Origin of the sequence: Sphingopyxis sp. (assembly GCF_050725655.1) — a bacterium.
Taxonomy (GTDB): Bacteria; Pseudomonadota; Alphaproteobacteria; order Sphingomonadales; family Sphingomonadaceae; genus Sphingopyxis.
Genome location: NZ_JBOHHT010000089.1, coordinates 14,923 through 26,631, shown reverse-complemented (window position 1 = coordinate 26,631; position 11,709 = coordinate 14,923). Strand labels below are relative to the sequence as shown.

At 63.0% G+C, this 11,709-nt stretch carries 9 protein-coding genes; 4 read left to right on the top strand and 5 right to left on the bottom strand.

Annotated elements, in window-relative coordinates; genetic code table 11:
- Positions 1-4: 4 nt before the first annotated feature.
- Positions 5-1,273 (top strand): alpha/beta fold hydrolase, encoded by a 1,269-nt coding sequence (locus ACREBX_RS12835; protein WP_431562129.1) that lies wholly within the window; start codon positions 5-7, stop codon positions 1,271-1,273.
- A gap of 198 nt (positions 1,274-1,471) precedes the next feature.
- On the opposite strand, the gene ACREBX_RS12830 is transcribed toward ACREBX_RS12835, so the two are convergent.
- Positions 1,472-2,257, bottom strand: a complete 786-nt coding sequence (locus ACREBX_RS12830) for an SDR family NAD(P)-dependent oxidoreductase (protein WP_431562128.1) — start codon at positions 2,255-2,257, stop codon at positions 1,472-1,474.
- 99 nt (positions 2,258-2,356) lie between these two features.
- Here ACREBX_RS12830 and ACREBX_RS12825 point away from each other — a divergent pair, with 99 nt between their 5' ends.
- Positions 2,357-3,652 carry an acyl-CoA dehydrogenase family protein gene (locus tag ACREBX_RS12825; RefSeq protein ID WP_431562127.1) on the top strand — a complete coding sequence of 432 codons (1,296 nt, stop codon included), beginning with the start codon at positions 2,357-2,359 and terminating at the stop codon, positions 3,650-3,652.
- Between the two features lie 28 nt (positions 3,653-3,680).
- The gene (locus ACREBX_RS12820) at positions 3,681-4,853 is read left to right on the top strand and encodes a thiolase family protein (protein ID WP_431562126.1); all 1,173 of its coding nucleotides are present in this window, start codon (positions 3,681-3,683) and stop codon (positions 4,851-4,853) included.
- Between the two features lie 11 nt (positions 4,854-4,864).
- Here the strand turns inward: ACREBX_RS12820 and ACREBX_RS12815 are convergent, their stop codons facing one another.
- Positions 4,865-5,710 carry an alpha/beta fold hydrolase gene (locus ACREBX_RS12815; RefSeq protein WP_431562125.1) on the bottom strand — a complete coding sequence of 282 codons (846 nt, stop codon included), beginning with the start codon at positions 5,708-5,710 and terminating at the stop codon, positions 4,865-4,867.
- Between the two features lie 16 nt (positions 5,711-5,726).
- On the bottom strand, positions 5,727-6,656 hold the full coding sequence (locus tag ACREBX_RS12810; RefSeq protein WP_431562124.1) for an enoyl-CoA hydratase/isomerase family protein: 930 nt from the start codon (positions 6,654-6,656) through the stop codon (positions 5,727-5,729).
- 94 nt (positions 6,657-6,750) lie between these two features.
- Here ACREBX_RS12810 and ACREBX_RS12805 point away from each other — a divergent pair, with 94 nt between their 5' ends.
- Positions 6,751-8,331 (top strand): MFS transporter, encoded by a 1,581-nt coding sequence (locus ACREBX_RS12805; protein ID WP_431562123.1) that lies wholly within the window; start codon positions 6,751-6,753, stop codon positions 8,329-8,331.
- Positions 8,332-8,347: 16 nt separating this feature from the next.
- Here ACREBX_RS12805 and ACREBX_RS12800 read toward each other — a convergent pair whose 3' ends face one another.
- Together ACREBX_RS12800 and ACREBX_RS12795 are read right to left on the bottom strand one after the other, a co-directional pair.
- Positions 8,348-9,928 carry an aldehyde dehydrogenase family protein gene (locus ACREBX_RS12800; protein WP_431562122.1) on the bottom strand — a complete coding sequence of 527 codons (1,581 nt, stop codon included), beginning with the start codon at positions 9,926-9,928 and terminating at the stop codon, positions 8,348-8,350.
- Positions 9,886-11,487, bottom strand: coding sequence for a class I adenylate-forming enzyme family protein (locus ACREBX_RS12795; RefSeq protein ID WP_431562121.1), 1,602 nt, complete (start codon positions 11,485-11,487; stop codon positions 9,886-9,888). Before ACREBX_RS12795 ends, ACREBX_RS12800 begins: the two co-directional genes overlap by 43 nt.
- Positions 11,488-11,709 lie beyond the last annotated feature (222 nt).

Here is an 11,709-nt window from a genome sequence, read left to right as displayed (position 1 = left end):
TTGCATGGCACAACTCGACATCTGCCGCTTCTCTTCCTTGGTTCTCGACGACGCATGGCTCCGCGCCACGCTCACTTTCATGGACGAAGGATCGCTACAGTTTACCGACGGCGACAGGAGGATAGAGATTGCGGTTCGCGATGGCATCGCCGCCGGTGTCGCGGAGGCGACGAGCGCGCCCGACATCCTTTTGCGCATCCCGCCCGCTGTATGGGAAGGGCTGGCCAGGAATCCGCCGCCGCCGGGTTTCGAGAGCGCGACGATGGCACAGCGTAACGGGCTCGTGATCGAGGGCGATCTGGAACGCTTCGTCGCGCCTTTTCATCCGGCTATCGAGCGCCTCTATCTGCTCCTCGGCGAAGCGCTTCGCGGCCCTCTCAAGGTCATGGCGACGAATGCGGAGCCATTTCGCGATACCGATGATCCGATCGGCCGCTATCGCTGGGTAACGGTCGACGGGACCGACTTTCGCATTTACTATGAAACAGCGGGGACCGGACCCGTTCCCCTGCTGCTCCAGCATACCGCGGGCGGCGATAGCCGCCAATGGCGGCACCTTCTTGCCGATCCGGTGCTGCAGCGCGACTTCACGATGATTGCCTATGACCTGCCCTATCACGGCCGGTCGCTGCCTCCGACAGGGACGCAGTGGTGGCACGACCAGTATCGCGTGAGCCAGAAGCAACTCATGGATTGGGTCGTCGCCTTCTCAGGATCGCTTGGCCTCGACCGACCCGCATTCATGGGCTGTTCGGTCGGCGGCCAGCTCGCGCTCGACCTTGCCGCCTTCCACCCCGGCAAGTTCCGCGCCTTCCTTGCGCTAAACGGCTGGCACGACATGCGTTTCGCCAAAGATTTCTCGAACGACCGCTTCCGCAATCCGCGCCATTCGAACAATCTCTACGCCTCATCCTGCTACGCCGCGACCAGTCCGCTTGCGCTCGAGGCGAACCGGCAGGAAAGCTACTGGATCTACCGGTCGAATTTTCCGGGCGTCTATGCCGGTGACAATGACTATTTCATGCATGAGCATGATTTCCGACGCGACGGGGACCGGTTCGATCCTGCGCACGCCAAGGTCTATCTCCTGAGCGGAAGCTATGACCCCAGTCTCGCGCACGACGATTGCGGTCCGCAAGCTGTGGCGCGCCGCTTCCCCGGGGTGATCTTCAAGGTTCTGGACGGTCTCAGCCATTTCGCCCCTTCCGACGATCCGGAAGGCTTCAGCCGTGAAATTCGTCCAATCCTGCAAGAGGTGGCGGCGGCCGGGTGACCCGCGCCGCGAATTGGCAAACCCGCCTGGGGCTTCGTAGCGCACGACCTCGGACGCACGACCTCGGACGCGCGGTGCCGAAGCGGCGCGCGATGCCGGACCCATTTCAGCAAGGCGCAAGCGATGCGTCGAACACGGGGTGGCGCGATCGTCTCGGTCGGAACCGACGCCGATGCCCATTGCGATCACTCTATCCCATCAGGAACCCAGCATCGTGCGTCCGCCGTCGACCGCAAAACATTGCCCGGTGATGTAGCGGCCACCCTGCCCGCAGAGCATCAGGACGAGCGGCAGGAGGTCCGTCTCGACCACGCCGAGCCGTCCGCCGAGCGGAACCACGCGATCAAGCTGCTCATCCATTGCCTGGCGATCACCGGGCGTCAGGCTGTCGATATAACGCTCTGCCGCCTCGGTCGCCATCGTCGGAGCAAGGGCGTTGACCGTGATGTCAAATTCCGCCCAGCTGCCCGCCGCAGCGCGGGTCCAGGCAAGAACCGCGCCCTTCGCCGCCGAATAGGCCGCCCGCTCGGGCATTCCGCGAATTCCCGCGAAGGAGGCCAAGTTCACCATGGTGCCGCCGCCCCGTCCTTTTTGGGTTTTCATGCGCCGCGCAGCTTGTTGATTCGCAAGAAAAGTGCCGCGCGCGTTAACGTTCATGAGACGATCGAAGACGTCGACGGGTATATCCTCTGCGGCATAGCCAGGCTTGTCCAGCCCAGCGGAGCAGATGAGGATGTCGAGAGAACCGAGGAAGGCGTCGGCCTCACGAAAGGCTCCCTCGACCGCAGGGGAATCCGCCACGTCGCAGGCCATGAAGCGGCAGGACGCCTCGCCGATTTCGCGCGCCAACGCTTCACCGACATCGGCACGCAGGTCGAGCAAGACAAGCTTCGCCCCCGCGTTCGCGAGGCCGCGAGCAAGACTGGCGCCGATGCCGCGGGCGCCTCCCGTGACAATGGCCGTTCGGCCGCTGAGATCGACCATAGAAGCTGGATCCTTTCGCTGCGTTTCTCTTTGGGCTTGCCAATGAGACGTATATTCATATAACTCAATTCACGAAACAACCATAAACAGGATGCCCCGATGATCGACTTCAGCCTGGAACCGGAATTCGAAGCAAAACTCGAATGGATCCGGACGTTCGTTCGCGAGTCCGTCGAACCCCTCGACGCGATGTTCGATTATAATCCGAATACGAGCTACGATATCACGAACGAGAAGGCGACGATGGTCGTCAAGCAGCTCCAGCAGCAGGTTCGCGAGCAGGGGCTCTGGGCGCCGCATCTCGATCCAGAACTCGGCGGTCAGGGGTTCGGGCAGGCGAAGCTCTGCTATATCAATGAAATATTGGGGCGTTCGAACTGGGCGCCGCGCATCTTCGGCGCGCAGGCGCCCGACAGCGGCAACAGCGAGATCCTCGCCCGCTTCGGCACCGAGGAACAAAAGCAAAGCTACCTCAAGCCGCTCCTCGATGGCGATATCATCAGCTGCTATTCGATGACCGAGCCCGACGGAGGCTCCGATCCGAGCACGTTCGTCACCCGCGCCGTGCAGGATGGAAACCACTGGGTCATCAACGGCGAGAAATGGTTCGCCTCGAACGCTCGCTATGCCGCCTTCCTGATCGTACCGGTCGTGACGCACCCTGATGCCGAACGGCACGAGAAGATGACGATGTTCCTGATTCCGGCCGGGACACCGGGGGTCAAGATCGAGCGCAACGTGGGAACCTGGGGAGAAAGCCCGGAGGAATCGTCGCACGCGTTCGTCAGCTACACCGATGTCCGCATTCCGGCGTCCGCGATTCTCGGCGAGCCCGGTCAAGGCTTCAAGGTGGCCCAATCGCGCCTCGGCGGCGGCCGCATCCATCATGCAATGCGCACCGTCGGTTTGTGCCAGAAGGCGCTGGAGATGGCGTGCGAGCGTGCGGTCAGCCGCAAGGCGAAGGACGGCAAGATTGCTGATCTTGGCGTCGTCCAGGACCAGATCGGAGGTTATTGGTCGAAGCTCCAGCAGTTCCGGCTGCTCGTCCTGCACACCGCCTGGCTTTATGACCAAGGCGCGGCGCGGGCGCGCGAGGCCTATATACAGACCGCCGCGTGCAAGGTGGCGACCGCCGAAACCGCCAAGGAAATCATCTGGGGCTGTGCGCATATCCATGGGTCGCTGGGCGCTTCGAACGAGATGCGATTTGGGCAGATGATCTCGAGCGCGTTCCGCATGGCGATTGTCGACGGGCCGACCGAGATTCACCAGGCCACGCTCGGCCGGCAAATCCTTCGTACCGCGGCGCCCTCGCCAGGCCGTTATCCCACCGACCATGTCCCGCCATTGCTTGAGGCCGCAATCGCCAAATATGGCGACCTCCGCAAGAATTGACCCGCGCCGACACCGAGAAGGAATGTTTATGAGCCAGGCCGTCATCGTCACCGCCGTGCGCACCCCGGTTGCCACTGCGCGCAAGGGCAGCCTCGCGCACACCACTGCCAACGAACTCGCGCGCACCATCCTTGCGGGCGCAATCGATCGCGCCGGTATCGACAAGGACGCGGTCGATGACGTGATCTTCGCCGAGTCGATGTGGGGCGGCGGCGCCGTCGCGCGGCACGCCGTGGTTGAGTGCGGGCTTCCCCGGGCTGGCGGGATGGCGATCAACCGGCACTGCGCCGGCAGCCTGACCGCGGCAGGGCTTGCCGCAGCGCAAGTCCTCTCCGGGATGGAAGATCTGATCATCGCGGGCGGCGTGCAATCGACGTCGACCGCGCCGACCCTCAGCTGGCGCGACCCGGCGACTGGCGAGACCCATTCTCCTTGGGGACCTCCAACCCATCCCGACCGCCCCGATGCGCCCAATCGCGACATGTCGATCACGGTAGGATGGAATACCGCGAAGCTGACCGGAATCACGCGGGCCGAAATGGATGCTTGGGCGGTACGCAGCCATCATCGCGCCGCCGCAGCGATCGAAGCGGGACATTTTCATGACGAGATCGTACCGGTCAGCGCGCGCAAGGAGGACGGTAGCTTCTTCGAGTTTGCGACCGACGAGCATCCGCGGCGCGACTCGAGCCTCGAAAAGCTTGCCACGCTCAAACCGATTCATCCAGAAATCGCCGATTTCCCGATCACCGCCGGCAATGCGAGCGGCGTCAACGACGCGGCCTCCGCCCTCGTCATCACCCGCGACGATGTCGCGCGGAGCGAAGGTCTCGGCACCCGGGCCCGCCTCATTGGCTGGACGTCGCTCGGCAGCGACCCTGCCCGTACGGGGATGGCAGCCATCGACGTCATCGAAAAACTGCTGGCCAAAGCCGGCCGCAGTGCCGCGGACATCTCCCTCTGGGAGATCAACGAAGCATTCGCCGTGGTCCCCCTCGCGGCCTGCCGGCAATTTTCTCTCGATGAGGACCGGGTCAATATTTCCGGCTCGGGCTGTTCGATCGGCCATCCAGTCGCGGCATCTGGCGGCCGGATGATCGCGACGCTCATCCGCGATCTCGAGCGCCGCGGGGGCGGCCTTGGCGTCGCGGCGATGTGTGCAGGCGGCGGGCAGGCCGGGGCTGTCCTGATCGAGGTCTAGTCCCCGCAGCGCTAAGCTTTTCGGAGAAATTTCATGATCGCGGCGACGAATGCATCATTACTGTCGCCTGACACCATGTGCGACGCGCCCGGTACAACTGCAAGGTCGGCGTGCGGCACCAGCGCCTGAAATTCGCGAGCGAGATCCTCGCTGACGATCTCGCTCCGTTCGCCGCGGACGAGCATCACCGGCCCCTCGAGGCGCGCCGCCGCTGCGGCCACGCGCTCGAGGTCGAAGCGAGTACCGGTATCGGCGTCGCGATATCTCATGAAGGCGGGGTCCCAGTGCCAGTACCAGCGCCCCTCGCGCTCGCGGAGGTTGCGCCGCAAGCCGTCGAGGCGCCGCGGGCGCTCGCGGTGCGGCAGATAGGCGGCGACGGCGTCGGCGGCCGCTTCCAGATTGTCGAAGCCATCTGATGCAGAGGACATGAAAGTCCGGATATGGCTCGCGCCTTCTGCTTCGGGACGGTGGACCACATCAACCAGCACGAGCGCCGGGGTTCCCGGCAGCATCTTTTCCCCCAGTGCGAGCATCGAGGCCATGCCTCCGAGCGATGCACCAACGAGCGCCACGGGCGGGGTACCGATCAGCCGTGCGACTGCGGCAATGTCCGCGGCATAGGATTCAAGACCATAGGCGCCCGATTTCGACCAGCTGGCTTCTCCATGCCCGCGCTGATCAAGAGCGAGAGCTCTAAACCCCCTTGCGGCAAGCTGAACCTGCGTTTCAGCCCAGGATTGGCGCGTCTGTCCGCCGCCATGCAGGAGAAGAATGAGCGGCCCATGTTCAGGGCCGAGTGCATCGCCCATGAGGACAAGGCCCCGCTCCGTCTCGAAATCGATCGGCTCAGGCTCCATCGCGGGGGCGCTCGTCTCAGCGGCCCGAGAAGGACGGCGGACGGCGTTCGACCGCCGCGGCAACACCTTCGCGATAATCGTCCGATCCAATGAGCATGTTCTGGGCGAGGAGGTTAAGGGCCCAGCCGTCATCGAAACTCGATTCCATACCGCGGCGAAGGCCTTCCTTGGCAGCGGCATAGGAGAGGGGCGGCTTTTCGCCAAGTTGCAGCGCAAACGCCTGGACGCTGTCCTCGAATCCATCGGCTTCGAGAAGTCGCGTCGCCAGGCCGATTTCGACCGCCTCCTCGCCGCGGACCTCGCGGCCGAGCAGCATCATTTCCTTTGCGCGCCCAAATCCGATCAGCGCCGGGAGAACTTTGAGACCACCGAGCGGCGCAATGAGGTTCATCCGCGCCCAGCTTTCATGAAACATAGCACTGCTTGTCACCAGGCGGAAATCGCAGGCAATCGCCAGCTCGCATCCAACCGTGATTGCGGCGCCGCGCACCGCAGCAATCGTCGGCTTGGCGCAGAGGTGAAGACGGCGCGCCGCGCCCTGGAAATGCTCGTAAATTTCGTTGCGGACCTGCACGGTCGTCATCTTTGCGAGATCTTCGAGCATGGAGAAGTCCGCGCCGGCAAGGAAATGCTTGCCGCGATGGCTCAGAACGATCACGCGAATCGCTTCGTCCGACGCGGCTTCGTCGAGCGCCGCACAGAGCTCGCGAACGGTATCGATCCGCGCCGCATTGCTATGCTCAGGTCGGGCAATGAAAATCCATCGGGCGCAACCGCGGGTTTCCGTTTCGATGTCTTGATACATGACGTTCGATCCACTTTTTGACGCGCCGCTGACGGCGAATTTTCTTCCTATAGAATAAACTAAATCGTCACCAAGAGCAAAGATATATCCAAGGAATGCGTTTTCCCTAGACGAAAGCGTTAACTCTTTGCAGAGTGTCATTTAGGGAGACGGCATGCGATCGCAGCGGACGGCGCGCTCCAGTTGCGCGCGCAGCGACGCGACCCGCTCGATATCCCCGTAGGAGGAGCGACCGATGAGCGACATGGCAGATCCGCCGAGTGCCCTGGCGAACCCGGGTTATCGCAACCTATGGGCCGCGAGCATCGTCGCGAATTTCGGGACCTTCATGCTCATGGTCGGAGCAGCGTGGGCCATGGTAGGGCTTGGCGAAGGGCCCACGCTCGTCGCCCTCGTCCAGTCTGCCATCGTCGCTCCGATCTTTCTGTTCGGCATCGCAGCGGGCACCTTCGCCGATCTCTACGACCGCAGGCGCGTCGCGATCGTCGCCCTCGCGCTCGGACTTCTCGCCTCGCTCGTGCTCGTCGCCCTGACTGTCGGAAGCGGTCTTTCGGCATGGCCGCTGCTGTTCTGCTGTTTTCTCGTCGGGACGGGGAATGCCATATTTTCTCCCGCCTGGCAGACCGCGGTTGCCGAACAGGTTACTCCGGCCCAGCTGCCACAGGCGATCATGCTCAACAGCGTGAGCTACAATCTCGCGCGAAGTGCCGGTCCGGGTGCTGGCGGCCTGCTTGTTTCCGTCGCGGGCCCGCTCGGCGGCTTCCTGTTCAATACCGTCAGCTTCATCCCCATCCTCCTCGCGTTCCTCCTGTGGCGGCCGAAGCTCCATCGTGCGACGCTTCCGCGCGAACGGCTTGGCCAGGCGCTCACGGCCGGGCTGCGTTATATATCGCATAGCGCGCCGCTGCGGGCCGCCACGCTGCGGGCGCTGCTCGCCGGACTGATCGGTTGTGCGCTGACGGCCCTTGCACCGCTGATCGCGCGCGACGTCGTCGGCGGCGGATCGGAAACATTTGGGCTCCTCCTGGCATCGCTCGGTGCCGGATCGGTCGTGGGTGCGCTTGGCCAAGGCCGCCTTCGCAATCGCTTCGGTACCGAAGGAGGCGCAAGAATATTGAGTCTGGCGGGTGCCGCCGGCAGTGCGCTGGTCGCGTTCAGCACGTCGCTTGCGCCGAGTTGCGCAGGCTTCCTGCTCGCGGGTGTCGGAATAGCGGGTCAGGGCGCTCTGCTGAACGTCTTTTTCCAGACGAACTCGCCACGTTGGGTGTCCGCGCGCACCTTGTCGGCCTTTCAGTCCGTCTTTGCCGGTGGCATGGCCATCGGCAGCCTGATGTGGGGCGAGATCACTACCCGCACCGGGCTAGTTGGAGCGCTCGAACTCGTCGCACTGGCATTCGCCGCTACGATTCTCGTTGGACTTGTCTACCCGATCCGCACCCCGGAGGCGACGCCCCGGGGCGAGCCGGAACCGCTCCCCGGTGCACTGATGGAGGTTGACCGGCTGCCGCTCGATGTCGGCCCGATCGTCATCGAACTTCACTATGGAATCGATCCCGTGGCCGACGAAGCCTTCCTCGCGCTGATGAAGGAGGTTCGCGCGACGCGGCTGCGAAATGGCGCGCGCGAGTGGACGTTGCGCCGCGATCTTGAGGACGACACGCATTGGGTGCAACGATTCATCTGCCGCGATTGGCGCGACTATCTGCACCTGCGTCAGCGCTCCAGTGCGGCCGAGCGGAGGTTGCACGAGGAAGTCGCAGCGCTGCAGGCGACGGCGGCGCCGCCCGATATCCGGATCTTTCTCCAGGTCGACTAGCGCGCCGGGCCTGCGATCAGCCGAGCTTCAGATAGACGCTCTTCGATTCCAGGAACGAGTCGAGCCCCTCTTCGCCATGCTCACGGCCCCAACCCGATTCCTTATATCCGCCGAAGGGCATCGTCACGTCGAGGATGGAATAGCAATTGACCCAGAGATTGCCGGTGGCAACGCGCGATGCGAGCCGATGGGCGGTGTTGACGTTGGTCGTGAAGATACCGCCCCCCAGCCCGAATTGGCTGTCGTTCGCGAGCGGGACCAGGTCGTCGATATCATCGAACGGGGTTGCCACGAGCACCGGGCCGAAGATTTCTTCCTTCACGACCCGAAGATTGCGGTCGGTGTAGGCAAAGATCGTCGGCGACACGAAATAGCCGCGGTCGGGCATGGCCTGACCGCCGTTTATGAGTTCGGCCCCTTCGGCCTTGCCGATCTCGATATAGTCGGTAACCCGCTTCTTCTGGGCCGCCGACACCACTGGACCAAGGGTCGTCGTGGCGTCCTGAGGGTTCCCCGGCTTGAGCCGCTGCATATAGTCGGAGATGCCGGCAAGAACGCGATCAAAGGATTTGCGCTGGACGAACAGGCGCGACCCCGCAAAGCACACCTGGCCGCAATTCATGGTGATCGCCATCGCTGCGGCCGGAATCGCGACATCCATATCGGCGTCGTCGAAGACCATGCACGGTGACTTTCCACCGAGTTCGAGCGTAACGCGCTTCAGGTTGCCGGCCGATGCCCGGACGAGATTCTTGCCGACGCCGGTCGAGCCTGTGAAAGTGATCTTGTTGATGTCGCCATGGTCTGCGATCGCTTGCCCAGCGTCCGTGCCAAACCCGGGGACAACGTTCAGAACACCTTCGGGCAAGCCCGCCTCGAGTGCCAATTCGGCTACGCGTAGCGCCGACAGGGGCGTGATCTCGGAGGGTTTGTGGACGACGCTGCAGCCCGCCGCCAGCGCCGGGCTCACTTTGTTGAGCATCGTGCTGAGCGGCCCATTCCACGGCGTGATGACCCCGACTACCCCCACTGGCTCGCGGCGCGTGTAAGCGAGAAACTCGCCGGGCGCCGAAAGGGACTCCGCCACCGCCTTGCCGTAAATGCGCTGTATCGAGCTGGCCGACCAGCGCACGGTATTGGCGCAGCTCATGACGCTGCCGCGCGCCATTGTGATGGGCATACCGTTGTTCATCGACTCCAGGAGCGCGAGCTCCTCGACATTCTGTTCGATGAGATCGGCAAGCCGACGCATGACCGCGCCGCGCTGGGGGGCAGGCATGGACCGCCAGCTTTTCGTCTCGAAGCTGCGCCGGGCGGCGCGGACCGCCGCGTCAATATCTGCGGCGCCCCCTTTCGAAACCGTCGCGATGACGTCCTCGGTCGCCGGATTAATCACGTCGAAAGTCTCGCCCGACTGAGCGGGTTGCTTCTTTCCGTCGATGATCAGCTGCTTCGTGCCGCGCAGGAATGCGGCTACCTTATCCTTAGGCTCCATCTTGTCTCTCTCCCGGGCGGACACCGCCAGCCTGAACCTGATCGTCGCCAGCCGCGCTCTCAGTCGCGGCTGATGACGAAGTCGCTTGTTTCGCGATCCCATGTCGTACTCGTCACGCCTGCATCGCGCAGATCCTGTTTCACGAGGCGGCCATGATCGTTGCGCGGCAGCTTCACCGCGAAATCGATAAATCGCGGCACGAAATAATAGGGTGCCTCGTCATTGATGAACCGCGCGATGTCGGGTGCCGACAGATCCGCACCGGGTTCTGCGACGACCGTGACCATGAGCTCCGATTCCGATTCAAGCTCGCTCGACTCGATGCCGAATGCCGCCACATCCTTGACGAGCGGATGCCGGATGACGACGTCCTCGACCTCGAACATCGACATGTTCCGCCCCTTGTAGCGGATGTAGTCCTTCTTGCGGTCCGCGAAGCGGTAGAGTCCGTCCACGCCCTTCATCGCCATATCGCCGGTATGGTGCCACAGCGACCGCCACGTCTCGGCGGTACGGGCCGGGTCGTTGAAATACCCGAGGAAAATATAACCTGGGGCCCGCGGGCGAACGCAGATTTCGCCCGCTTGCCCCTCGTCGACCGGCCGGTCTTCGTCGTCGAGCAGGGCAATTTCGAGATGTGGAACGGGGTAGCCCAGCACGGCACCGGAGCGATCGCCGGATTCCTCGGTTTCGTCGAAAACCCGGAAGGTCTCGCTAGTACCATAGCCCTGCCGCATATCCTCGATACCGAAGCGCGGCTTGAACTGCCGGATGATTTCGGGAGCCATCGGCATGGCGGCGAACCGCCGAAGCGTGTTGTCCGCATCGTCCGGCTTCTCCGGTGAATTCCAGAGATGCATGTGCATCGCCCCGAGCGTGAACGCATGGGTCGCATTGAAAGACTTGATCCGGTCCCAGAAGCGGCTGACCGAGAATTTGGGATCGATCGCAGCGCGAACGCCCATGACCAGGGACGGATAGATGGAACCCGTCCAGCTGCTCCCAAGATAGACCGGCGTGCAGCTGTAAAGCGTGTCGCCCGCCTGGATGCCCCGATCGTGACTGAGCACCTGCATCAGGACCGAACTGTGCGAGTGCATGACGCCTTTCGGCTTCCCGGTCGTACCCGATGACCACCACACTTGAACGGGATCGAGCCACTTCGCTTCATGCGCGGGCGCGTCGGCTGCCGCCTGACAAAAGCCGGAGAGCGGAAGCGCTGGAAACTTGCCGCCGGCCCACTCGCCGCTCACTACGAGGCTCTGGACGCCGCGAAGTTCGTCGAGTTTGTCGAGACGCGGAGCGAACGCGGCATCGACGATTAGGACATGAGCCTCGCACGCCGCGATGGCGTCGTCGAGAAATCTGCCGCTGAAATCGGTCGAGACCGTCATGAAGATGCCGCCGATCCTCGCGACAGCAAATGAAATCAGGACCACTTCGATAGAAGGCTCCATGATCATGGCGGCGACACGCCCAGGCCCCACACCCAGTTCGGCAAGGCTGTTTGCATAGCGATTGACGAGGTCGTCCGCCTCGCCGAAGCTTAGTTCACGACCATCTTCTACCAGCCAGGACGCATCCCCCTGGACTTGGGCTTGCCAAGCGAGAACCTTCCCGATCACGCGCTCTTGGGGGTTCGACAAATCATAGGGTTTCATAACGAATCCACATCCCAGAATTTATGCCACCCTTCTAGGCCAGTCCGGTACGATCGACAATAGAGTAATATCAATTGCCCTTGCGGCGAGGATTTTTGCGCCATGACAATTGGATTGCCGGCATTCCTTAATATGAAAATGAGATGGCGCGGAGTCGGCAAGCGCGAAGTTCTCGCGATAATCTCTTCTTCACCCTCAAAGAGCGACGACCCGCGTCATCAT